The sequence below is a fragment of the Streptomyces sp. NPDC006602 genome (assembly GCF_042870385.1).
Classification (GTDB): Bacteria; Actinomycetota; Actinomycetes; order Streptomycetales; family Streptomycetaceae; genus Streptomyces.
Map to the genome: position 1 here is coordinate 171,052 of NZ_JBIAHG010000009.1, position 22,134 is coordinate 193,185.

Below are 22,134 nucleotides of genomic sequence, written 5' to 3' on the forward strand. Positions count from 1 at the left end.
GAGCTCTAAGTCCCGTGGATCAAGGGAGGGTCTGTTCGGCCCAGATGACCTTTCCCTCGGGCGTGTAACGGGTGCCCCAGCGTTCGGAGAGCTGGGCGACGAGGAACAGGCCGCGGCCACCCTCGTCGGTCATGGCCGCGTAGCGCAGATGCGGCGAGGTGCTGCTGCTGTCGAAGACCTCGCAGATCAGGGTGCGGTCGCGCAGCACACGGACGTGGATGGGGTCACCGCCGTAGCGGATCGCGTTGGTGACGAGCTCGCTCAGGATCAGCTCCGTGGTGAACGTCAGCTCGTCCAGGCCCCATTGGGCGAGCTGCCTGCTGACCGCGGCGCGCACCTCGCCGACGGCCGCCGGGTCGCCCGGCACCTGCCACTCGGCGATCCGGTCGGCGGTCAGCGACCGCGTGCGCGCCACGATGAGGGCGATGTCGTCGACGGCGCGGGCCGTGAGCCGGGAGTTGTCGAGGACGACCCGGCAGGTGTCCTCGGGTGAGCTGCCGGCCCGTTCCAGCGCGGTGCGCAGCAGTTCCAGGCCCACGTCGATGTCCCGCTCCCGGTCCTCGACGAGCCCGTCCGTGTAGAGCACCAGGCGACTGCCCTCGGCCAGTTCGAGGTCGGCCGTCTCGAACGGCAGACCCCCGAGCCCGAGCGGGGGACCGGCCGGCACCTCCGGGAACTCCACGCTGCCGTCCGGGTGGATCAGCGCGGGCGGCGGGTGGCCCGCCCGGGCGATCGTGCACACCCGGGAGACCGGGTCGTAGATCGCGTACAGACAGGTCGCCCCGGTGACGGGGGCGTTCGCGCCCTCCGCCGCCTCGTCCTGGTCGATGCGCCCCACCAGCTCGTCCAGGAGCGAGAGGAGTTCGTCCGGCGGGAGGTCCAGGGCGGAGAAGTTGTGCACCGCCGTACGCAGGCGGCCCATGGTGGCCGCGGCGTGAAGCCCGTGCCCGACGACGTCGCCCACCACGAGTGCGACGCGGGCACCGGACAGCGGCAGTACGTCGAACCAGTCACCGCCGACGCCCTCCTGCGCGGGCAGATACCGGTAGGCGATCTCCAGGGCGTCCTGCTCGGGCAGGTTGCGGGGCAGCAGGCTGCGCTGCAGCGTCACCGCCATGGTGTGCTCGCGCGTGTAGCGGCGTGCGTTGTCGATGGAGACCGCGGCCCGGGCGACCAGTTCCTCGGCGAGGGCCACCTCGTCCGTGTCGAACGGCTCGGGCTTCTCGGACCGCCAGAAGTTGACCACGCCCAGCACCAGGCTGCCCGCCCGCAGCGGCACGGCGATCAGCGAGTGGATGCCGTACGTCAGCACCTGCGCGGAGCGCTCCAGGTCCTGCGCCTGCCAGCCGGCGGCCTCGCTCAGCCGCGGCTCGACGACGGCGTGCTCCGCGGCGAGGCTGCGCGCCTGCGGCGAGGTGTCGACGAGCCGGATCCGCTCGCCGACCGGATACAGCGGGGCGTCCTTGCGGATCCCGTTCATGGCCGTGCGGCGCAGCGCGGTCGCCGCCTCCGGCTGTCCGCCGCTCAGGACGGCCTCGAACAGGTCGACGGTGACGAAGTCCGCGAACCGGGGAACGGCCAGTTCCGCCAGCTCCTCGGCGGTACGGGTGACGTCCAGACTGGTTCCGATGGCCACGCCGGCGTCGTACAGCATGTTCAGGCGCTCACGCGCGGTCTCCGCGCGGCCGGACAGGGCGCGCAGCTCGGTGGAGTCACGCAGGGTGGCGACGCTGCCCGGCGGGCCGCCCTGGCTGTCCGTGGTCCGCTGGTTGATCGCCAGCAGCCGGTCCTTGACCAGGTGCACCTCGTCCGTGGCGACCCGCCCGGAGGCCAGCAGGCCGGCCGTGTCGGGGGCGAGGCCGAGGTCGACGACATGCCGTCCCTCGGCGTCATGGGGCAGGTCGAGCAACCGGTGCGCCTCGTCGTTGGCGAGCAGCAGGGTGCCCTCGCCGCCGACGATGAGCACGCCCTCCCGCACGGCGTGCAGTACCGCGTCATGGTGCTCGTACATCCGGGTCATCTCGTGCGGACCGAGGCCGTGCGTCTGCCGCAGCAGCCGCCGGCTCACCAGCGCGGTGCCCGCGGTGGCCAGGGCGAGCCCCGCCGCGGCGGCGAACAGCACCAGCGGGAGCTGCCGGTCGACCGCGCCGCCCACGCTCTTGGTCGTGATGCCCGCCGAGACCAGACCGACCACCTTGCCGTCGTCCGCCTTCACGGGCACGACGGCCTGCACCAACGGGCCGATCGTTCCCGTGATCTCCTCGGTCACGGTCCGTCCGGCCAGCGCCGGGGCGATCGTCCCGACGAACCTCTTGCCGATACGGTCCGGCTTGGGATGGCTGTAGCGGATGCCGTCGGTGTTCATGACGACGATGAAGTCCACCTTCGTGGCCTTGCGGGCCGCCTCGGCGCGCGGCTGGAACACCGCTGACGGCTCGGGGGCGCTCAGCGCCTCGACGGTCCCCGGCGCGTTGGCGAACGCCTGGGCGACGGCGACCGAACGGTTGCGGGCCTCGCGCGTGCTGTCGTGCCGTACCTGGAGCACCAGGGCCACCACCGCGGCCACGACCAGCAGCAGGACGATCACCACTTGCAGGACGAACACCTGTCCGGCGACGCTGCGTCCGGCTAGTGCCGACCGCGGCCCCGACCGGCGCGCATCGCGCTGCCGCTGGGCGAGCGGACCGCCCGGCTGCCGCCGCGGATGCCCGTCGGGCGCCGCGAGGGCGCGGTCGGGCGCAGGGCGCGGACCGCTGGGGCGACGGGTCGACCGGGCCCCGGATCGACCCAAGAGCCGGACCATGTGCCATGTCTACACTGCCGGGCCCCAGGAGGCGAGGGGTGTCACAGGGCGTGACAGGCAGAGCTCCGGATGTCGACCGTCACCGACGCGCGGTGACCGCCTGCCATCGGCCTCACCCCGCGATGCGGCGCGTGGCCAGCAGGAGGGCGATGTCGTCCGGGCGGTCGACGGCGTGGCGGGCCGCCGCGGTGAGCCGGTCGGCCACGCCGGCGAGTGCGCGTCCGCCCGGGCGGACGGCGGGGGCGCCGGCCTTGGCCAGCGCCACGCGCAGGGCGCTGATGCCGTCGTCGATGTCGCCGCCGGGCTTCTCGACCAGCCCGTCGGTGTAGAGCGCGAGGATGGCTCCGGGCTCCATACGCAGCTCCGTCACCGGGTAGCGGGCCCGCGGGTCCACGCCGAGCACCACTCCGCCGGGCAGGTCCAGGACGTGGGTACGACCGTCCGGGCGGCGCAGCAGCGGCTGCGGGTGCCCTGCGCGGGCCGCCAGGGCCACCCCGGTGGCGGGGTCCAGCCGGACGTAGCAGCAGCTCGCGAACAGGCCGGGATCGAGGTCGATGAGGAGGCGGTTGGTGCCGCTCATGACCTCGTCGGGCGGCCGGTCGCCGAGCGCGAAAGCCCTTACCGCGCTGCGCAGTTGCCCCATGGTCGCCGCCGCCTGCACGCCGTGCCCCTGCACGTCCCCGATGACCAGGGCGAGGCCGTCGCCGGCCTCCACGACGTCGTACCAGTCCCCGCCCACCTCCATGCCCTGCGTGCCGGGCAGATAGCGCCCCGCGGTCTCCACCTGCGGGTGCGCCGACAGCCGCCGGGGGAGCAGGGCCTGCTGCAGCCCGCGGGCGAGGGCGGCCTCGGTCTCGTAGCGCCTGGCCTTCTCCATGGCGTGGGCGATGAGCCCGGCGAGCGCGGTGAGCACCGTACGTTCCTCGGTGCTGAAGCTGCGCGAGCGGTCGAAGCCCAGGATGCAGGAGCCGACCGAGCGGCCGGAGGCGATCAGCGGCAGGAAGGCACGGGCGCCCTCGGTCGCGTCCAGCTGGATTCCGGGGTAGGCGGCGGCCAGTTGCTTCATCGAGTCGAAGAAGAGCGGCCGGCCGGTGGTGAGCGTCTCGACGCCGGGCAGCCGCGCGTCGAGTCCGACTCCGTCGAACGGGGCGAGGAACCCCGGCGGGAAGCCGCTCTCCCAGGCCAGGTGCAGATGCCGGTCCTGGAGCAGGTAGATGGCGAGCCGGCGGCATCCGAAGGCGGGCAGCAGCTCCCGCATCACGACGGCGGACACCTGGCGGGCGGTGACCGCCTCCGTCAGCGCGATCGCCAGGACGATGGGGCGGTACACGGGCGCCGGTGCGGTGAGGCCGTTCCCCGGCGCGAGGTCGGCGGGGGCGGTGTCCGTGACCCGGCTCGCCGGACGGACCGTGCAGGTCAGCCTGTCCGGGCCGGGATGCACGGCGAGCGCCAGCCAGTCGCCCTCGGACGGTTGCTGCACGGGCTCGGTGGCGCTCACGGCAGGCCGCTCCGCGTGGAAGTACACCGGGTCGGGCGACAGCAGGGCGCCGCGCAGATGGTCCTCGATGTCGGGCTTGCCGAGCCACGGCACGGCGTCCCACAGAGCGCGGCCCAGCAGTTCGGTCCGCGGCCGGCGCAACAGCTGTGCGGCGCGCGGATTGGCGTAGACGACCAGCCCTTCCCGGTCGAGGCAGAACACCCCGTCCGGCAGCAGGTCGGCCGCCGCGTCGGCGGTGGCGCGGAGGCCCGGATCGAGGACGATGCCCCGCACCGGCCCCGCCCCGGACGGTACGTCGGTCGGGGCGGTCGTGGCGTGGGGGGCCCATCCGATCCCGCCGTAGGGGCTCCACAGATCCATCAGCCGCAGCTCACCGTCGGCCGCCCGCAGGGACAGTGGCAGGGTCGGCGGCCTGCCGACGGCCGTGTCCCGCAGCGCGACGAGAATCCGGTCCCTCTCGGACGGGGACACGGCGTCCGCGAACGCCTCGACGGCTCCGGTGAACTCCGTCGGCGGCACGCCCAGCAGGGCATGCAGACCATCGTCCCCGGTCACCAGACCCGTCTCCGGCGACCACACGAAACGCCCGATGCGGGCGAGCGGCGGGCGTGCGGGCGGCGGCCGGACGCACAGCGGCTCCTGGTTCCAGGCGACCGGGGTCGCTTCCTCGTCCAGGTTCCGCAGGGCCGCACCCAGGTCCTGGGCCAGCCGGGTCAGACGGTCGAGCTCGGGCAGCACCTCGGCGGCGTCCGGGACGGCGGGGCGCAGCACGGTGAGGACGCCGTACGCTTCGGAACCGGCCACGACCGGCATGTACAAGGAGCCGAACTGGAACGGCAGACCGGCCGCGAACTGGGGGTAGCGGCGCATCGTCTCCGTGGCGTTCGGCAGGACCACCTGCACGCCGAGCCGATGGGCGTCCGCGACGGGGAACGGGCTGTCCGCGTGCAGCTGCCACCAGGGGCGGAACAGCGGCCCGGGCAGTCCGCAGAGCACGGCCAGGCGCAGCAGTCCGGGCGTGGAGGAGCGCAGGTAGACCCCTCCCGCGTGGCCGCCGGCCGTGCTGATCGCCTCCGTCGCGGCGTCGATCAGCAGCGCCGGCAGCCGTCCGGGCTTCGGCTGTGCGTCCTGGGAGTTCCCAGTCATCGGCCCTACCTCGTCCGTGCGCCGTCACGCGGGCGACACAGCAAGAATGCGCCACGACGGGCCCGGACCGCACCTGGGCGGCGAAAGGAACCTCGTGAGGAACCCCGTCTCCCTCCGTGAGGGGCGGCGTCAGCGGCTGCCGGTCCAGTTGTGGGCCACGTCCACCACGACCCGGTCGGCGAGGAGCTGCACCCGGAACGGCAGCCGGGCACGGACTCCCAGCCCGACCTGCGTCTCGCCCTCGAAGCTGCCCGCGAACCGGGTGTCCCTGAAGGTGCGGTAGCCGGAGATGTCCACTCCGGGCAGAGGGCGGGCCACCCGGCCGGGATACGTGGGTGTCCCGGACTCGGGGTCGTAGGCGGGTGCGGCCACCCGCACCTCGAGGACGGCTCCGCCGCCGACGGAAATGGGACGACCCGATCCGTCCTGACGGAGTCGGTCGACGTAGCGCACCCGGTAACCGAGGCCGCTGCCGCCGCCGGGGACGTCGATGACCATCCGGTCGTAACAGGTGTGGCTTCCGGTCCTGATGTTCTTCACCGGCGTCGTCGTGCCGGCGGCACGGGACTTGTCGAGGCTGCCCCAGCCGGTGGGGCATGCCGTGGCCGCGTCGGCCGGGATCGCGGTGACGGCCCATGCGGCACTCATCAGGACGGCCGCGGCCCATGCTGTTCTGCTTCGTCTCATGATGTCCCTCGAGACGTAGATGTGACTGATATCCGGTGAGACATCCGGCTTGGCCGAAAGGTTGTGCTGACTTCGCGGAATGACCTACGTCCGAAACATTCGGCGAATGCGGCGAATGTTGCCGTTTGGCTTGCTGTCGCAGAGCTTTCTGAGCCAATCGCGATTGCCGGTGCGCATTCCGTTGACGCTTTCGAAAGCCGCTCGTAGGGTCTGCGACGCCATTCCGGAATTGGGCTCGAAACTTTCGGTTGATCCATGGTCAGACACCCGGACAGAAGAAAGGGGACGAGATGGTCACCCGCACGTCCATCCGCCTCGGCATGGCGAGTCTGCTCGCGTTGGCCGGCGTCACCGCCCTGTCGGCACCGGCCGACGCCGCGAGCACCCTCGGCGCCGCGGCGGCCCAGAAGGGCCGCTACTTCGGCGCCGCGGTCGCCGCCAACCACCTGGGCGAATCCGCGTACGTCTCCACGCTCGACACCGAGTTCAACTCGGTGACCCCCGAGAACGAGATGAAGTGGGACGCCGTCGAGGGCACCCGGAACTCCTTCAACTTCGCTGCCGCGGACCAGATCGTCAGCCACGCCCAGAGCAAGGGCATGAAGGTCCGCGGACACACCCTGGTCTGGCACTCCCAGCTGCCGGGCTGGGTGGGCACGCTCGCCGCCGCCGACCTCAGAACGGCGATGAACAACCACATCAACCAGGTCATGGGCCACTACAAGGGCAAGATCCACTCCTGGGACGTGGTCAACGAGGCATTCCAGGACGGCAGCAGCGGAGCCCGGCGCAGCTCGCCGTTCCAGGACAAGCTCGGCAACGGCTTCATCGAGGAGGCGTTCCGCACCGCACGCGCGGCGGACCCGGCCGCCAAGCTCTGCTACAACGACTACAACACCGACGGCGTCAACGCGAAGAGCACCGCCGTCTACAACCTGGTCAAGGACTTCAAGGCCCGCGGCGTGCCCATCGACTGCGTCGGCTTCCAGTCGCACTTCAACAGCGCCTCCCCGGTCCCGGCCGACTACCAGGCCAACCTGCAGCGCTTCGCCGACCTCGGCGTCGACGTCCAGATCACCGAGCTGGACATCGAGGGCTCCGGCACCGCCCAGGCCACCGGCTACGGCAATGTGGTGAAGGCCTGTCTGGCCGTCTCCCGCTGCACCGGCATCACCGTCTGGGGGGTCACCGACAAGTACTCCTGGCGCGCCAGCGGCACACCGCTCCTGTTCGACGGCAACTACACCAAGAAGGCCGCCTACACCGCCGTACTCACCGCGCTGGGCGGCACAGGCTCCGGTGGTGGCGGCGGTACGGCGGCCTGTTCCGTGACCTACAGCAAGCAGGAGGAGTGGAGCGACCGCTTCAACGGAAAGGTGACCGTCACCGCGGGCAGTTCCGCGATCAGCAACTGGAGCACGACCGTGACCGTCACCTCCCCGCAGAAGATCTCCACGACCTGGAACGGCACGCCCTCCTGGGACAGCAGTGGCAACGTCATGACGATGAAGCCGAACGGCAACGGCAGCCTGGCCGCCGGAGCGTCGACGAGCTTCGGCTTCACGGTCATGACGAGCGGAAACACCGCCGCCCCGGTGCTCGGCTCCTGCACGGCATCCTGACCACCCCGCAAACGGTCACGGCACAGCCCGGGCCCCCGGCCGATGTGGCCGAGGCCACGTCGCCGAGGAGGCCCGGGTCATGTCGTACGGCAGAACCCGCGGGCTACCTTCTTGTGCAGTTCCTTGTCTCATTAGCGCAGTCCCTTGTCTCACCACACCTATCGGGCGGCCCGGCAGTGCAAGCAGATCTCTCCCCGCTCATCGCGGCGACCGCCCAGTGGCTGACCTGTGCCTACCCGTCGGGCGGCGGCGCGCTGGCCTCCGCCCTGTGCGAGGTGCAGGCGCGCCAGGCAGTGACGGTCGCGGCATGGCTCAGATATCCGACGCAGATGGACGCCGCGCTGGTCGGCATCGCCGGGCCCGGAGGCTCGGGCCGGCTCGACTGGATCACCGGCGCGGACGGGACGGGCGCCCCGGACACGGACGAGGACGCCTGGCGCACCTGGGTCGACGAGGTCGTGGCGAGCTGGGCCGCCTGCCTGCTCACCGACCCGGAACTGGCCGGCCTGGCGGTGACCGCACTCGCCGGGGGCAGCCACACGGCCGGTGTCCCGGCCGAGTTCCGCCGTCTGCTCGCACCCGACGAGGCGGACCGCCGCGCGGCGGCCCTCCTGCGCCACCCCGACCTGCTGGCCCCGGTGGCCGAACTCCACCACTCCCAGCTCCTGGAACGCCTCAGGCCGGGACAGGCCCTGATCGCCTGAGACCGCCGACGGGTCAGTCGTGCTTGCCGCGGCCCGTCAGCGCGTCCCGCAACCGGTCGACCAGTCCGGCACCCGGAGCCAGCAGCTTGTTGGCCGGAGGCGTGTCCGGGGCGGACGGGTGCGGCCGGGTCGGCGCCATCTTCTTGGCCATACGGACCTTGTCGCCCAGGCTGTCGAGCGCCTCCGGCGGACACGCCGTGCGCAGCTGCGGGAAGAGGTTCCCCTCCTCGTCGGCGATGTGGGAGCGGATCTCGCCCATGAGCATCATGATGAGCCGGTCGAACTCGGGGTCCTGGGCGTCGCAGCCCTCCAGATCCTTCATGAGCCGTTCGGCCTTGGAGTGATCCTCGATCTCCTTGTCCGCCAGGGCGTCGCCGTTCACCAAGTGCTCGCGCACGGCGGGGTACAGGTACTCCTCCTCGGCCACCGAGTGCCGTACCAGCTCCATCGTCGCCTGGTCGGCGTACACCTTGCGGTCTTTGTCACCGGACGGCAGGGCCTCGATACGGCCGAAGATGTCCTCGACCTCCCGGTGATCGGTCACCAGCTCGTCGATGACGTTTCCTCCGTGTCCCATGCTCTCCACCTCCAGCGAGAGGCGGCGGCTCCGGGGTGGACCCGCCACGGCCCCCGAGTGCCCTGCGTCGTCCGCCCTACGCGTGGTCGAAGCCCTGTCCGGCGGTCCAGGGCGGGGCACGTCGTCCGGATGGGTGTGGGCAGGGCGCATCGAAGGAACTCGCACCGGGACACCGGCGTACGACGCCCTGGGAGGCCGACGTGACCGACGCTGTGGACGAGGTGCTCGCACGAGTACGCGGGGAAGTGGCCGCCAGGGCCGAGCGGCTGTGGGACGTCGCGCTGACCCTGCACACCGAACCCGAGTACGCCTTCCAGGAGCACCGGGCGGCGGCACTGCTGTGCGGCGAACTCGCGTGGGAGGGATTCACCGTCGAGCGGGGCGTCGCCGGACTGCCCACCGCCTTCGTCGCCCGCTGGGGCGCGCGCCCCAGGCCCGCGGTGGCCCTGCTCCTGGAGTACGACGCCCTGCCCGGCCTCGGGCACGCGTGCGGCCACAACCTGATCGCCGCCGCCGGCCTCGGAGCCGCGCTGGCCGCAGGGGCCGCCCTGCCCGCGGACGCCGGAAGCGTATGGGCCGTGGGCACGCCCGCAGAGGAGGGCGGTGGGGGAAAGGTCACCGAGGTCGAGGCCGGACTGTTCGACGACGTCGACGCCGCGCTGATGTTCCATCCCGGTGTGTACAGCTGGCGGTGGGCGCCGCTGACCGCGCAGGCCCAGTACCGGGTCGCCTTCCACGGCCGCGCCGCGCACCCCACCGGCAACCCCACCGAGGGCATCGACGCCCTGGCGGCGCTGATCCAGCTGTTCAACACCCTCGCCGTGGTCGGGCGGCGGCTGCCCGAGGGGTCCCACATCCAGGGCATCGTCACCGACGGCGGGCGGGCGACGAACATCGTCCCCGAGTACGCGGAAGGCCTGTTCGGGCTGCGCGCCGCCACGACCGCCGCCCTGGACGACCTGGCGGGGGAGCTCCTCACCTGCGCGCAGGGCGTGGCCCGGGCGACGGGAACGACGGTCACCGTCGAACGCAACACGCCGCGCTACGAGCACTTCCGCGACAGCGCGGTGCTCTCCGAACGGTTCGCCCGTCACCTCACCCGCACGGGCCACGGCATCACGCCCCCCGAACCGGGCGTGTACCTGGGCTCCTCCGACATCGGCAACGTCAGCGGACGCGTCCCCGCCATCCACCCCTTCGTGGCGATCATGGATCCGGACGGCTCCGACCACACTCCCGAGTTCGCCGCCGCGGCGGCCTCCGACCGCGCCCGGGAGGCCATGCTGGCAGCGGCGGAGGCGCTGGCCTGCACGGCGGTGGAGGTGCTGCTGCGCCCGGACGTGCGGGAAAAGGCGTGGCAGGACCTCACGGCGGCCCCGCTGTGAAGTCAAGGGTCACCGGCGCTGCTGTGAGGTTCAGGGTCACCGGCATGACTGCGCGTCCCTCAGCCCGGTGGCTCAGTCGCTGTGCAGCTGATACACGTTGAACGCCCGCCGGATGACCGGCTGGGCCACGTTCCGCACCCGGACGCCACCGGCCGTCATCCCGTGCTCGGTGCCCGCGTGGGCGTGGCCGTGGACCGAGAGGTCGGCACCGGCCGTGTCGATCGCCTCCGCCAGCAGATAGCTCCCGAGGAACGGGTAGATCTCCGGCGGCTCACCGGCCAGGGTGTCGGCGACGGGGGAGAAGTGGGTGAGGGCGACCCTCAGCTCGCAGCCCTTGTCCGCCAGCTCCTCCAGCGCGGTGTGCAGCGCGTCCGCGCTGCGGCGGGTGTAGCGGACGAACTCCTTCATCAGCGGCTCGCCGAACTCGCCGGCGCTGCGTCCGACGAACCCGCCGCCGAAGCCTTTGGTACCGGCGATGCCGACGCGCGTGCCGTCGCACTCGACGACCGTGCCCTCGCCCTCCAGCACCGCCACGCCTGCCCCCTGGAGGATGGCGGTGACCCTCTCGGGCTGCTCGTCGTGATGGTCGTGGTTGCCGAGCACCGCCACGACCGGCACCGCAAGCCCCCGTACCTCCTGCGCCACCACCCGGGCCTCCTCGGGCGTGCCGTGCCGGGTGAGGTCGCCGGCCAGGAGCAGCAGGTCGGCGCAGTCGGGCAGGGTTTCGAAAGCGGGGCGCAGCAGGCCCCGGCTGTCGGGCCCCATGTGAATGTCCCCCACGGCGGCGACGCGGATCATGGCAGGTCCTCCGCATGGTCGGGGGAGGTGGTCTCCGCCACCACGACATCCGTGTGCACGGAGATCCCGGTCAGCTCCTCGCGGACGGTCCGCAGCAGCGTCTCGCGGCACTGCGTCGAGGGCACCGTGCCGGTCACCACGACCGCCCCGGCCCGCACCTCGGCCCGTACGCCGAGTTCACCGAGTTCCTCCGCGGCGAGCCGGTCGTGCAGATGGGCGACGCGGTACTCGACGTTCTCCGCGGCAGGGGCATGGCCGGCTCCGTGGGCCCGCCCCCCGCCGGTCTCGTTCATCGCCGTTCCTCCTTCGGCCTCGGCTCAATGACCTCCAGCCGCTCCAGGAAGTAGAAGAACGCGTCGGCCATCGGGTCGTCGCCGCAGGCCCGGCGTACCCACTCCCAGTCGACCTTCTCCCGCAGCGTACGCGCGATCGGGAGCACCGCCCCGAAGTCGCAGTGGTGCTCGGAGAAGGCGGCCACCAGACTGTGCACCAGGTCGGTCGGCGACAGCACCGGCATGAACACCGAGTCGACCGACAACTCCTGCGCCCGGTCCAGCAGTTCCGTGGTGACCGGCTGGTGCGCCAGCTCGAAGATCAGGTCGACCTGCTGTCCCAGACAGCTGGACTTCAGCAGCCAGTCCTCGGGCGGCGTGTACACCGGCAGTCCGGCCTCGCGCAGGGTTTCGGCGACGGCGTCCGCGTCCTTGGGCCGGAAGCAGAAGTCGACGTCGTGCTGGAGGTTCTGGGTGCTTCCGTGCGCGTACACGGCGACGCTGCCCGCGAGGGCGAACGCGTGCCCCTTTCGTTTGAGGATCGAGCCGACCTGCTTGGTGGCCTGCAGGATCGCCCGGTTGCGGTCCAGGGGAAGATCGTCGTCGAGCACGTCGTTCTGCGGGACGAGTTCGGGATCTCCCGTCGCCAGACGCAGCTCGGCGACGCCTGGCCGCTGCTCCAGGGCGTCGTCGTCCGCGTGCCGCGTCATCGCTGCCCCCTTTCCTGGTCGACTTCCTGGTCGACGGCGAGCCCCGAGTACCCGGCGCGCCGCCATCGACACGAACGCCGCACGCGGCGACGCGCGGGCGTTGGTCGGCAACCCGTTTCTGGGAACCCGGTTCCCATGAACGGCAAGGACACGCAGCAGCAGACCTCGTACGAGGACCGTCGGACCCTCGAGCGACTGGTGCCGGCCTGGCTGGAGGAGACCGAGCGGCACGACAGCGCCGCGGCCCGCGAGGCCCGTACGGGCTGGGAGCGGGGTTCGCTGTCGGACCGGTCCGCCCAGGACCTGGCCCACTGGGTCACCGCCCGGGTCACCGACACGGGCTTCAACGAGGAGGAGGGCCCCCAGGTGGAGGGAGCCGTCCGGATCACACCCGCGGACAAGGAGACCGTCCACCGCTGGCTGACGGGGCAGGGACACCGCATCTGACCCCCGGCGTAGCGTCAGGGCAGCGCGGGTGTCCCTGCCCCGTCGGCGACGCCTTCGCTCAGCCCTCGGTCTTGTGCTCGGTCCAGGTCCACGCGTACTGCAGCCAGTCCGCCACGGTCATGGCACTCAGGCCCGCGGAGACCAGACGGGCGGTCCGTGGCGTGGCGGCATAGCAGGCGATCAGGCTGCCGGCCACCCAGGCGGCGGTGCAGAAGGGGCATGACACCAGTTCTCCGACGGCTCGGCGCGCACCCCTGCCGCGGGGCGCGTCGTTCACCTCGCCGCCCGCCCCCTCCTCCGCACGGCGGGTGAACGGCGCCCGTACGAAGCTGGTGATCCGGTCCTTGGACAGCAGCCTGGACGCCTTGAACGTCGCGGTGCCGAGCAGTGCGACGTCCCAGGGCGGAACACGGTCGGGCAACTGCACGCCACGACGCCGGGCCGCCGCGGAGAACAGCACCGCACCGGCGGCGAACGCCGTGGCGAGCGTGGCATAGCCCGCGAGGGGCGCCTCGTCCTGGTCGTCGTAGCGTCGGTCGTCAGTGGTCATGCCGCCCCGAGTGCCCGGTCCGGTCGCCCGCACACGTGACGCACGCCCGTGCGCGAGCAGGCGCAAAAAGATCACCGGCCGGTGTGACAGGCACGACGGGCCGGGTACTCGGAGCCGCCGTACGGCTGTGACCGACCGGCGGCGGCCGCCGCGCAGCCCGCCGCGCGTCACAGCAGCCACGAGTCGAAGGAGCCCACGAACATGACGGACGTGTCGAGCAGGGGGCCCGCTCCGGACGACGACCGGAAGGTGCTCACCAACCGACAGGGCCACCCCGTTCACGACAACCAGAACCAGCGCACGGTCGGCGCCCGGGGTCCGGCGACCCTGGAGAACTACCAGTTCCTGGAGAAGATCAGCCACTTCGACCGGGAGCGGATCCCGGAGCGGGTCGTGCACGCCCGGGGCGTGACCGCGTACGGCTACTTCGAGGCCTACGGCGCCTGGGGCGACGAGCCGATCAGCCGCTTCACCCGGGCCAAACTCTTCCAGGAGCGCGGCAAGCGGACCGACCTGGCCGTCCGCTTCTCCACCGTCATCGGAGGCCGCGACTCCTCCGAGGCCGCCCGCGATCCGCGCGGCTTCGCGGTGAAGTTCTACACGGAGGACGGCAACTGGGACCTGGTCGGCAACAACCTGGGCGTCTTCTTCATCCGGGACGCGATCAAGTTCCCGGACGTCATCCACGCCCTCAAGCCCGACCCGGTGACCTTCGAACAGCAGCCGCGGCGCATCTTCGACTTCATGTCGCAGACACCGGAGTCCATGCACATGCTGGTCAACCTGTTCAGCCCGCGCGGCATCCCGGCGGACTACCGCCACATGCAGGGCTTCGGCGTCAACACCTACAAGTGGGTCAACGACGAGGGCCGGACCGTCCTGGTCAAGTACCACTGGATGCCCAAGCAGGGCGTGCGCAGCATGACCGAGGAGGACGCCGCGAACGTCCAGGCGGAGGGCCTCGGCCACGCCACCAAGGACCTGTACGAGGCGGTGGACCGCGGCGAGTACCCGGAGTGGGAACTCCTCGTCCAGATGATGGACGACCACGACCACCCGGAGCTCGACTTCGACCCGCTGGACGACACCAAGACCTGGCCCGAGCAGGAGTTCCCGCCCAAACCCGTCGGCAAGATGGTGCTGGACCGGATGCCGGAGAACTTCTTCGCCGAGAACGAGCAGATCTCCTTCGGCACCGGCGTCCTCGTCGACGGCCTCGACTTCTCCGACGACAAGATGCTCGTCGGCCGCACCTTCTCCTACAGCGACACCCAGCGCTACCGGGTGGGCCCCAACTACCTCCAGCTGCCGGTGAACCAGGCGAAGAACGCCGACGTACGCACCAACCAGCGCGACGGCCTGATGACGTATCACGTCGACGGCGCGGGCGAGAGGGCCGACGTCAACTACGAGCCCTCGATCAGGGGCGGTCTGCGCGAGGGCGAGTACCCGACGCTCGACGAGCGGGGACCGGAGATCCGCGGGCGGCTCACCCGTAAGCGCATCCCCCGCACCAACGACTACCTGCAGGCCGGCCAGCGCTACCTGCTGCTGGAGGAGTGGGAGCGCGAGGACCTGGTGAAGAACTTCACCGACCTGCTCTCCCAGTGCGACCGGCCGGTGCAGGAACGCATGGTCTGGCACTTCCTGCTGGTGGAGAACGACCTCGGCCTGCGGGTCGGTGACGCCCTGGGGATCAGCCCCGAGGACGTCTCCGGGCTGGAGCCGCTGGCCTCCCAGGACCTGACCGACGAGGACCGTGAGCGCCTGGCCAACCTCGGCAAGAACCCGCCGCGCGACGTCGAGGGCCTCACGATGACCCACTGCGTCCCGGACGAGCGGCACGTCGTGACCCGGTGACCGGCCGCGGCCCCGGCGGACCCGCCCGACGCCGCGCCGGAACTGCTCCGGCGCGGCGTCGGTGTCGGTCGGTGCGCGGCGGCGCGGCCGGGTGCGCGGCGGCGGCCGCGTACCGGTCAGGCCGGCAGTTTGGCGCGCAGGCGGCCGGCCGCGGCGGCGGGCCCGGCGGTGGCTCGGACGGAACGGCGTACCAGATGCGCCTCCCGGCGCAGGTCATGGGCGGTGTGCCGACCGCGCCACCACAGCGAGGGGTGCCCGGCGGTGTCGTCCGCGGCGATGAGCAGTCCACCGAGCATCGAGAGGTTCTTGAGGAAGTGGATGAGCTGCTGTTCGCGCTCGGAGGGATCCTCGGCCTCCCAGAAGCGGTGCCCGGCCAGCGTCGTGGGCACCAGGGTGCCGGCGATCGCCAGAGCCGCGACCCGCGGAACACGGCCGAAGCCGAGCAGCACACCCGCCGCCACCTGTACGGCGCCGTTGAGGCGCACGACCTGCTCGGTGCGGTCCGGCAGCGCCTCGACGCGCTCGGTGACCGCCTCCACGACGGGTTCGGCCACGGGGGCCACCGCCTCGGGATCACGCAGTGAGTTCAGGCCGCCGGCGACGAACATCGAGGCGAGCATCGGGCGGCCGACCAGACGCAGAAGACTCATGAGGCCTCTCCAGGGGTGTGGGGGCAAGGTGCGCTCTCCGGGTTCCCGACCGGTGGCGGCTCATTCGACGCAGGCCTCCCCGTCCCGAGCCGCCCCGGTTCAGTTCCGGCAGGCCGGGAACGCGGTCCGTCGTACGACCAGGATCCGACGCGAGGAAGGAACGGTGCGCCGATGACCGAGTACGAGCGTTCCCGCACGATGCCGGCCCAGCCGGAGCACGTCTTCGACCAGGCCGCCCAGACCAAGCAGCTGGGCGCCTGGCTTCCCGAAGACCTGCACGTGCGCGTCGACGACCCGCCTTCCGTCACCGTGCACGAGGACCACACCGACCAGGACACCCCGGCGCTGCTCCAGGCCCGCCGCGATCAGATGCGGCTCGAATGGGGAACGCGCGAGCAGGGCAGTTACGCCGGCTGGCTCCAGGTCGCCGGGCTCGACAGCGGGGCCAGCGAGGTGACCGCGCACCTGTCGTTCTTCGACGAAAGCCACGACCCCGGCCGCCAGACCGTCCACGACGCCCTGGACAGCAGCCTGCGCCGCCTGGAGGAACAGGTCCGGCTGCGTGTCGACAACGCGGCGGGCTGACGCAGGCACCGACCGGCCGCGACGAACCGGCCGTCAGCGCCGTGGATACGTCCCTGTCCGGTAGCTCGGCCGGATTCCGGTCCGGCGCCGGACAGCGACGACACGCAGGGCGAGCGCAACGGCCAACAGCACCCACGCGACAGCGCAGTAGGCCCACGCGGTCGCACCCCGTGCCACACCGACCGCGCTCCAGATCGCCCAGAGGGCCAGCACCACGCACAGTGCGGTCCACGCGATGTCCGCGATACGGCTGCGCAGTTGCCCCCGCTGGTTCGTACCCGGCTCGAGATCGCCGAGCCCGGTACCGTCGTTCTCCCCTCGCGCTGTCACGGGTCTCGCATCCCTTCGCTCACAGGTATGTGGTCTCCGAGTACCCCTGGTTCGGACCTACTAGCGTCGAACGGAACGTCGCCACCGGCCCGGACCACCGGCCCTAAGAGCTCCGAACAAAAGTGGAGCCGGGCTCCACTTTTGTTCGGAGCTCTAAGAGGTTTCTGTGAATTTCCGGGACGCTTGAACACATGGGCCCCCGCTTCCGTACATGGGCGGGGGATTTCCATGCCCGTACGGACGACACGCGCAGGAGTACTTCCGTGGGACACAACAGGCGCAGACGCCCAACAGGCGCACGACGTGCGACCTTTGCCGCAGTGGCATTGATGCTGGGCGGTGGTGGGCTGATGGCGGTCAACGTGTACGCCTCGGCAACCGACGGCGGTGGGGCGGACGACGAGGGGACCGGCCGTCCCAGGGTGCTGGGAGCCGCGACGATCGACTGCCCGGACGTCGGTGACCTGTTGACCACGGTGCCCGACGAGGCACGGGCGGAGGTCGACAAGGAACTCGCCGCCCTGGACCAGCAGGTGGCCGAGGCCTACCAGCAACTCCAGGATCCGGCACGGAACGCGCAGCCCGACAGCGGGATCATGGACCCCCTCAAGGAGGACCGCGCCGCGACGATCGAGCGCATAGCCGCCGCCATCGAGCGTGTGGGGGACCGCCCGGAGGGACTCGACACCCTGGCGGCCTGCACACTGCGCGAGCCCGAGAACCAGACCGGCGAGCAGAACGGCGGCGAGGAGCAGCAGGGCGACGACCAGGACCAGGACGGCGCCCAGCAGCAGGGCAACGGCGGTCAGGTCGGCAACGGCCCCGTCGCCGCCGACTACGCGGACATCACCGGTGTCCAGCCCGGCGCGGCGGCCCCGGATCCCCAGGCGGACGCCTCTCGCGGCACCTTCGTCACCAGCTGCGGGGTCAACGAGGGCGGCCTGTTCAACTCGGACAACGTGATCGTCGCCCCGGGTGTCTCCAACGGCGCCCACCACTTCCACGACTACGTCGGCAACCAGTCCAACGACGCCTTCGCCAGCGACGACGACCTGGCGAACGCCGAGACGAGCTGCGTGGACCAGGGCGACAAGTCCACGTACTACTGGCCCGTGATCCGGTTGCAGAACGGCGCCCAGGAGCAGGACGCCAACTCGCCCGGCGGCGGGATCGAGGGCAACGCCGGTGAGATCGTGACGCCCAAGGAGGTCACCCTCGACTTCGTCGGCAACCCGCGCAGCAAGGTCACGGCCATGCCGAGGCTCCTGCGCATCATCACCGGCGACGCCAAGGCGTTCGTCAACGGGACCGCCAACGCCAACGCGTCCTGGAGCTGCACCGGGTTCGAGGACCGGCAGCTGAAGGACAAGTACCCGCTGTGCCCGCAGGGCAGCGACGTGGTGCGCACCTTCAAGTTCCAGAGCTGCTGGGACGGCCGCAACATCGACAGCGCCAACCACCGCACCCATGTGGCGTTCGCCCAGGCCGACGGCGCCTGCCCGGCCGGATTCCAGGCCATTCCGCAGCTCGTGCAGCGCATCGTCTACGACGTCGACGCGCCGAGCCTTCAGGACGGCGGCCGGACGACTCCGCTCTTCGCCGTGGACTCCTTCCCGGAGCAGCTGCACAAGCCCGTCACCGACCACGGCGACTTCATCAACGTCTTCGACGAGGACCTGATGGGGGAGATGGTCGACTGCATCAACGAGGGCCGCCAGTGCGGTGCCGGCTCGGACCAGGGTCAGGACCCGGGCAACGGCGAGGACCCGCAGAACCCGCCGGCGGACGATGCGCAGGACGAGCCGACCGAGGAGCCGACCGAGCAGCCCTCGAACGCGCCGGAAGAGCAGCCGACGGCGACGCCCGCCCCCACGACCGGGGACGACAACGGCAATGGCGATGACAACGGCAATGGCGGCGGCAAGGGCGAGCAGGACGAGAACGGCCAGGCGACGCCCGACGCGTCGCCCACCGCACCGGCCGACGAACCCAAGATCTACGCCACCCCCACGCCCGCACAGAGCGCCTCCGCCACCCTCGCCGATGCCTGGTCGAACGACCTGGTCGAGACCGGCGAAACCGACGGCACCGCCTCCGAAACCCCGACGACCGGAGCGGTGGCACAGCCGCCCGCCGGCGCACAGACCGAGCCCCAGACGGCGGGTGGCTCCCTGGCGGAGACCGGCAGCCAGCTGTGGCCCGCCGCGGCCGGCGCGATCCTCCTCGTCTCCGGCTTCGTGCTGCTGCGGCGCACCAGGCGCGGCTCCCTGTAGGCCCGTCCGGCTCGACGCGCGGAAAGGTGTGGCCCTGCCTACGATCGTTTGACGTGGGACACGCATTCGAAGAGCTCGTGGAGAAGCAGCGCGCGGCGGACCAGGCGCACCATCGGGTCGAAGACCTGAGCCGCGCCTACGGGCCGCCCGCCGAGCACAAGTGGTCCAGGAAGCAGACCACCACGTACGAGACCGCGTTCCGCGCCTGGCGAGACCTGGATCGCGACATGCGGTCCGCGGTGGCGGAATACGCGAAGGAGCAGGGCCGGGCGCGTCAGGAGGTGGAGACGGACGTCCGGACGGCCGTGAGCCGTACTGAGCCGGCGTAGAGGACCCGGTACGGCGGAACCGAATTCTTGCCGTACCGGCAACTCTCCTTGGCCGTCGGCCGGGCGCGCCGCAGGCTTGGGGTCATGACCCACATCCACACGACGACGCAGGCCTCCGAGTTCTGGGAAGCCCGCTACAAGGACAGCGAACGAGTCTGGAGCGGCCGCCCCAACCCGCTCCTCGTACGGGAGGCGAGCCACCTTCCACCGGGCACCGCGCTGGACCTCGGCTGCGGTGAGGGGGCCGACGCCGTGTGGCTGGCAGGGCGCGGCTGGCAGGTCACCGGCGTCGACATCTCGCACACCGCCCTGGAACGCGCCGCCGCGCACGCCGCCGAGGCCGGGGTGGGCGACCGTACGACATGGGAACGGCACGAGCTGGGCACGACGTTTCCCCAGGGCTCCTTCGACCTGGTCAACGCCCAGTTCCTGCAGTCGCCGGTGCGCCTCGATCAGGAGCTCGTCCTGCGGCAGGCCGCCGCGGCGGTCGCCGAGGGCGGCACGCTGCTGATCGTCATGCACGCCGGGTGGCCGTCGTGGCAGAGCGAACCGCCCTTCGAGGCGGAGTTCCCCACGCTGGAGGGCACCCTCGCCGAACTCGCGCTGCCGGAGGAGGGGTGGAGCGTGGAAACCATGGGCGCGGTGCGCAAGGAAAGCGTCTCCCCCGAGGGGGTCAAGGGCTTCCGCGAGGACAACGTGTGGCGGATCCGGCGCACATGAGCGCCGGAATTCGAATCCGTTTGGGAATCACCGTGACGGCTACCCGTGACTACGACCCACCCGCAGTCACACGCGGCTTGGAGTGATGGAACGTGGCCGGAGACCAGAAGGCCAAGGCGAAGAAGGAACAGGCCAAGGGAAAGGCCAAGGAGGCGGTCGGCCGCTCGGTGGGCAACGAGCGGATGGAGGCCGAGGGCCGGGCCGGTCAGTCGAAGGGTGACGCCCGTCAGGCGAAGGAGAAGGGCAAGGACACCTTCAAGCACTGACAGCGCCCGACAGCGCCGGTAATCGACCCAAACTCTCAGCGGGATCCCCGTTCACACCGGGGATCCCGCTGACTGCTCTGTCGGCATCTGTGTCGGCAGATGACAAAGGCATCGAAAGCCACTGCGTTCCCGTGAGCATCGCCTGAGCACACAGCGTTCACGGCCCTACCGTCCGGCTATGAACCTGAGTCGCAGCAAGAGAAGAACGTGGCGAAGGGCCGCGCTTGCGGTGCTGCTGACCGCGGGGGCGCTCACCGCCGCCACCCCGGGCGACGCCGAGGCACGCACCGAGCGGACCGAGACGCCCGTGGCGTCGACGTCCCCGGTCACCGGGGTGACCGAGTCGGTGGTGCGGGTGAAAGTGCCGCTGCCCGCGTCCGCCGGGGCGCGTCCGGCGGCGTGCGACTGGCTGTCGTACCTGCGCTACCGCGCCGCGAACGGCCCCAACTCCTCGGCCGACGCCGACCGGATCCTCGTGGCCCAGCCGGGCATCCTGGAAGGCGCCGGGGCGTTCGACAGCGTCGCCCGCAACACCGTGGCACGAGCCGCCGAGCAGGGCAGCCACATCGAGTTCTGGGCGCTGGACCGCCGCTCCAACTGCCTGGAGGACCGCACCGGAATCGCCTCCGGCGACCAGCACACGGCCGTCGACTACTACTACCGGGGCAAGCAGGTCGAAGGCCGGACCTTCGACGGGTACGTCGGCAACGCCCGCCTCGGCTGGATGGCGAAGCTGGGCATCGAGCAGACCGTGCGCGACCAGTACGACCTGCTCGCCGCCGAGCTGCCCGACCAGTCGGTGCGGGGGCGCAAGGTGCTGTGCGGCGGCCACTCGCTGGGCGGCGTGATCACCGGCTACTTCGCGGCCGCCGACTTCGACGGCGACCGCACCACCACCACGGACGCCGGCTCCAACCAGTGCGCCGGCTACTTCGCCCTCGACACCACCGTCTCCACCACGCTGGCCGACCTCAGCGGCAGCATCCCGGACGACACCAACCTGCCCGACATCGGCCTCGGCTACGGTGCGGTCCAGGCCGGGCTCGACAGCGGGGTGCTGCCCCGCTCCCTCTCCGCTCCGATTCTGCTCAACCCCGAGACCATGACCGTGCTCGCCATCGCCGGCCTGGGTGCCGTTCGGGATCCCGGCGGGGAGGCCGACCTGCCCCGTTACCTGCCTTCGAACGTCAACATCGAGGCCACCAACCGGTTCCTGTTCTCGAAGGACACCGCCACCTTCCTCACCGGCTCACCCACGGTGAAGGACTTCCGGCTCACCAACGCGGCGATGCTGGGCGCCCTGATGGACGACAACTCGGTACCGCTCGCGTTCCTGCAGAGCAGCGTGGGCCTCTTCGACGGCGGGCCGGTCGTCGACAAGAACTTCCCCGTCGCCAACGGCAGCGACCAGCAGGCGGGCCTGTTCGGCACCGACTACAAGGCCATCCCTGACCGGCCGAACGGTCCGCTGTACACATGGCGTAACTACGACCGTGTCGGCGACCCCGACGACCCCGGATACCGGTCCGCCGACGGCACGCCGTTCACCTCGGCCGGCAAGGAGGTCACCGACATCCGGGAGCTCGCCCGCAGCATGGCCGAACAGCCGCTGGACTTCACCGAGCAGTATTTCCCGACCAAGCTGGTCACCGACCTCCAGCTGGCGACCTCGCCGCAGGTGAAGTGGCTCGTCGTCCACCCCGAAGGGCTCACCGCCAACCCGACGCTCACCGTGCTCGCGGGCGACGGACTCCTGGCGGGCCGCGCACCGGCCGACCTGGACCCGGTGATCGCCGAGGGCTACCAGCACCTCGACGTGCTGACCGCGGCACCCGTACAGAACAACGGCCTGCCCGAGCCCGTCTCCACCAACCTCGCGCGCTTCGCGCGCTCCCCCGAATAGGGGCAAGATGGGCCCGGGA

At 71.3% G+C, this 22,134-nt stretch carries 21 protein-coding genes; 11 read left to right on the plus strand and 10 right to left on the minus strand.

Features of this window, described 5'->3' with window-relative positions; all coding sequences use genetic code 11:
* Positions 1–19: 19 nt before the first annotated feature.
* The 3 genes from ACFYO2_RS23835 to ACFYO2_RS23845 all read right to left on the minus strand — a co-directional run bounded on the left by ACFYO2_RS23835 (position 20) and on the right by ACFYO2_RS23845 (position 6,134).
* Entirely contained in the window at positions 20–2,803 is a 2,784-nt protein-coding gene (locus ACFYO2_RS23835) for a SpoIIE family protein phosphatase (RefSeq protein WP_388352428.1), read from the minus strand.
* Positions 2,804–2,915: 112 nt separating this feature from the next.
* The gene (locus ACFYO2_RS23840; RefSeq protein ID WP_388352431.1) at positions 2,916–5,447 is read right to left on the minus strand and encodes a SpoIIE family protein phosphatase; all 2,532 of its coding nucleotides are present in this window, start codon (positions 5,445–5,447) and stop codon (positions 2,916–2,918) included.
* 129 nt (positions 5,448–5,576) lie between these two features.
* The gene (locus tag ACFYO2_RS23845) at positions 5,577–6,134 is read right to left on the minus strand and encodes a hypothetical protein (protein WP_388352434.1); all 558 of its coding nucleotides are present in this window, start codon (positions 6,132–6,134) and stop codon (positions 5,577–5,579) included.
* Positions 6,135–6,424: 290 nt separating this feature from the next.
* Here ACFYO2_RS23845 and ACFYO2_RS23850 point away from each other — a divergent pair, with 290 nt between their 5' ends.
* Together ACFYO2_RS23850 and ACFYO2_RS23855 are read left to right on the plus strand one after the other, a co-directional pair.
* Positions 6,425–7,756 carry an endo-1,4-beta-xylanase gene (locus ACFYO2_RS23850; protein WP_388352437.1) on the plus strand — a complete coding sequence of 444 codons (1,332 nt, stop codon included), beginning with the start codon at positions 6,425–6,427 and terminating at the stop codon, positions 7,754–7,756.
* Positions 7,757–7,932: 176 nt separating this feature from the next.
* Positions 7,933–8,460 carry a hypothetical protein gene (locus ACFYO2_RS23855; protein ID WP_388352440.1) on the plus strand — a complete coding sequence of 176 codons (528 nt, stop codon included), beginning with the start codon at positions 7,933–7,935 and terminating at the stop codon, positions 8,458–8,460.
* A 13-nt stretch (positions 8,461–8,473) separates the two neighbouring features.
* Here ACFYO2_RS23855 and ACFYO2_RS23860 read toward each other — a convergent pair whose 3' ends face one another.
* Positions 8,474–9,037, minus strand: coding sequence for a hemerythrin domain-containing protein (locus tag ACFYO2_RS23860; protein WP_388352443.1), 564 nt, complete (start codon positions 9,035–9,037; stop codon positions 8,474–8,476).
* Between the two features lie 200 nt (positions 9,038–9,237).
* On the opposite strand from ACFYO2_RS23860, the gene ACFYO2_RS23865 reads away from it, so the two are divergent.
* Entirely contained in the window at positions 9,238–10,422 is a 1,185-nt protein-coding gene (locus ACFYO2_RS23865) for an amidohydrolase (RefSeq protein ID WP_388352445.1), read from the plus strand.
* Between the two features lie 72 nt (positions 10,423–10,494).
* Here the strand turns inward: ACFYO2_RS23865 and ACFYO2_RS23870 are convergent, their stop codons facing one another.
* Genes ACFYO2_RS23870 through ACFYO2_RS23880 form a run of 3 tightly spaced genes read right to left on the minus strand, consistent with a single transcriptional unit; the run spans position 10,495 to position 12,202 of the window.
* The gene (locus ACFYO2_RS23870) at positions 10,495–11,220 is read right to left on the minus strand and encodes a metallophosphoesterase (RefSeq protein ID WP_388352448.1); all 726 of its coding nucleotides are present in this window, start codon (positions 11,218–11,220) and stop codon (positions 10,495–10,497) included.
* On the minus strand, positions 11,217–11,513 hold the full coding sequence (locus ACFYO2_RS23875; RefSeq protein WP_388352451.1) for a BON domain-containing protein: 297 nt from the start codon (positions 11,511–11,513) through the stop codon (positions 11,217–11,219). The genes ACFYO2_RS23870 and ACFYO2_RS23875 overlap by 4 nt, the downstream gene beginning before the upstream one ends.
* Entirely contained in the window at positions 11,510–12,202 is a 693-nt protein-coding gene (locus ACFYO2_RS23880; protein ID WP_388352454.1) for a hypothetical protein, read from the minus strand. The genes ACFYO2_RS23875 and ACFYO2_RS23880 overlap by 4 nt, the downstream gene beginning before the upstream one ends.
* A 135-nt stretch (positions 12,203–12,337) precedes the next feature.
* Between ACFYO2_RS23880 and ACFYO2_RS23885 the strand changes: the two genes are divergently transcribed.
* Entirely contained in the window at positions 12,338–12,649 is a 312-nt protein-coding gene (locus tag ACFYO2_RS23885) for a hypothetical protein (RefSeq protein ID WP_388352457.1), read from the plus strand.
* A 58-nt stretch (positions 12,650–12,707) separates the two neighbouring features.
* Here the strand turns inward: ACFYO2_RS23885 and ACFYO2_RS23890 are convergent, their stop codons facing one another.
* Positions 12,708–13,199, minus strand: a complete 492-nt coding sequence (locus tag ACFYO2_RS23890; protein ID WP_388352460.1) for a DUF1360 domain-containing protein — start codon at positions 13,197–13,199, stop codon at positions 12,708–12,710.
* Positions 13,200–13,400: 201 nt separating this feature from the next.
* On the opposite strand from ACFYO2_RS23890, the gene ACFYO2_RS23895 reads away from it, so the two are divergent.
* Positions 13,401–15,059 (plus strand): catalase, encoded by a 1,659-nt coding sequence (locus tag ACFYO2_RS23895; protein ID WP_388352462.1) that lies wholly within the window; start codon positions 13,401–13,403, stop codon positions 15,057–15,059.
* A 116-nt stretch (positions 15,060–15,175) separates the two neighbouring features.
* On the opposite strand, the gene ACFYO2_RS23900 is transcribed toward ACFYO2_RS23895, so the two are convergent.
* The gene (locus ACFYO2_RS23900; protein ID WP_388352464.1) at positions 15,176–15,709 is read right to left on the minus strand and encodes a DoxX family protein; all 534 of its coding nucleotides are present in this window, start codon (positions 15,707–15,709) and stop codon (positions 15,176–15,178) included.
* 171 nt (positions 15,710–15,880) lie between these two features.
* Between ACFYO2_RS23900 and ACFYO2_RS23905 the strand changes: the two genes are divergently transcribed.
* Positions 15,881–16,294 (plus strand): SRPBCC family protein, encoded by a 414-nt coding sequence (locus ACFYO2_RS23905; protein ID WP_388352467.1) that lies wholly within the window; start codon positions 15,881–15,883, stop codon positions 16,292–16,294.
* A gap of 33 nt (positions 16,295–16,327) precedes the next feature.
* Here ACFYO2_RS23905 and ACFYO2_RS23910 read toward each other — a convergent pair whose 3' ends face one another.
* On the minus strand, positions 16,328–16,624 hold the full coding sequence (locus ACFYO2_RS23910; protein ID WP_388352469.1) for a hypothetical protein: 297 nt from the start codon (positions 16,622–16,624) through the stop codon (positions 16,328–16,330).
* A 329-nt stretch (positions 16,625–16,953) separates the two neighbouring features.
* On the opposite strand from ACFYO2_RS23910, the gene ACFYO2_RS23915 reads away from it, so the two are divergent.
* The 5 genes from ACFYO2_RS23915 to ACFYO2_RS23935 all read left to right on the plus strand — a co-directional run bounded on the left by ACFYO2_RS23915 (position 16,954) and on the right by ACFYO2_RS23935 (position 22,115).
* Complete coding sequence (locus ACFYO2_RS23915; RefSeq protein WP_388352787.1) at positions 16,954–18,897, plus strand: DUF1996 domain-containing protein; 1,944 nt, start codon at positions 16,954–16,956, stop codon at positions 18,895–18,897.
* Positions 18,898–18,950: 53 nt separating this feature from the next.
* Positions 18,951–19,226, plus strand: coding sequence for a hypothetical protein (locus tag ACFYO2_RS23920; protein WP_388352472.1), 276 nt, complete (start codon positions 18,951–18,953; stop codon positions 19,224–19,226).
* A gap of 84 nt (positions 19,227–19,310) precedes the next feature.
* Positions 19,311–19,946, plus strand: coding sequence for a class I SAM-dependent methyltransferase (locus ACFYO2_RS23925; protein ID WP_388352475.1), 636 nt, complete (start codon positions 19,311–19,313; stop codon positions 19,944–19,946).
* Between the two features lie 92 nt (positions 19,947–20,038).
* The gene (locus tag ACFYO2_RS23930; protein WP_388352478.1) at positions 20,039–20,212 is read left to right on the plus strand and encodes a CsbD family protein; all 174 of its coding nucleotides are present in this window, start codon (positions 20,039–20,041) and stop codon (positions 20,210–20,212) included.
* Between the two features lie 178 nt (positions 20,213–20,390).
* Positions 20,391–22,115 (plus strand): hypothetical protein, encoded by a 1,725-nt coding sequence (locus ACFYO2_RS23935; RefSeq protein WP_388352480.1) that lies wholly within the window; start codon positions 20,391–20,393, stop codon positions 22,113–22,115.
* Positions 22,116–22,134 lie beyond the last annotated feature (19 nt).

Coding starts and splice junctions, on each gene's coding strand:
- ACFYO2_RS23870 (WP_388352448.1), bottom strand. CDS start 11,220: ATGATCCGCGTCGCCGCCGTGGGGGACATTCACATGGGGCCCGACAGC.
- ACFYO2_RS23845 (WP_388352434.1), bottom strand. CDS start 6,134: ATGAGACGAAGCAGAACAGCATGGGCCGCGGCCGTCCTGATGAGTGCC.
- ACFYO2_RS23860 (WP_388352443.1), bottom strand. CDS start 9,037: ATGGGACACGGAGGAAACGTCATCGACGAGCTGGTGACCGATCACCGG.
- ACFYO2_RS23885 (WP_388352457.1), top strand. CDS start 12,338: ATGAACGGCAAGGACACGCAGCAGCAGACCTCGTACGAGGACCGTCGG.
- ACFYO2_RS23875 (WP_388352451.1), bottom strand. CDS start 11,513: ATGAACGAGACCGGCGGGGGGCGGGCCCACGGAGCCGGCCATGCCCCT.
- ACFYO2_RS23895 (WP_388352462.1), top strand. CDS start 13,401: ATGACGGACGTGTCGAGCAGGGGGCCCGCTCCGGACGACGACCGGAAG.
- ACFYO2_RS23905 (WP_388352467.1), top strand. CDS start 15,881: ATGACCGAGTACGAGCGTTCCCGCACGATGCCGGCCCAGCCGGAGCAC.
- ACFYO2_RS23900 (WP_388352464.1), bottom strand. CDS start 15,709: ATGAGTCTTCTGCGTCTGGTCGGCCGCCCGATGCTCGCCTCGATGTTC.
- ACFYO2_RS23850 (WP_388352437.1), top strand. CDS start 6,425: ATGGTCACCCGCACGTCCATCCGCCTCGGCATGGCGAGTCTGCTCGCG.
- ACFYO2_RS23890 (WP_388352460.1), bottom strand. CDS start 13,199: ATGACCACTGACGACCGACGCTACGACGACCAGGACGAGGCGCCCCTC.
- ACFYO2_RS23935 (WP_388352480.1), top strand. CDS start 20,391: ATGAACCTGAGTCGCAGCAAGAGAAGAACGTGGCGAAGGGCCGCGCTT.
- ACFYO2_RS23915 (WP_388352787.1), top strand. CDS start 16,954: ATGCTGGGCGGTGGTGGGCTGATGGCGGTCAACGTGTACGCCTCGGCA.
- ACFYO2_RS23835 (WP_388352428.1), bottom strand. CDS start 2,803: ATGGTCCGGCTCTTGGGTCGATCCGGGGCCCGGTCGACCCGTCGCCCC.
- ACFYO2_RS23840 (WP_388352431.1), bottom strand. CDS start 5,447: ATGACTGGGAACTCCCAGGACGCACAGCCGAAGCCCGGACGGCTGCCG.
- ACFYO2_RS23925 (WP_388352475.1), top strand. CDS start 19,311: ATGACCCACATCCACACGACGACGCAGGCCTCCGAGTTCTGGGAAGCC.
- ACFYO2_RS23880 (WP_388352454.1), bottom strand. CDS start 12,202: ATGACGCGGCACGCGGACGACGACGCCCTGGAGCAGCGGCCAGGCGTC.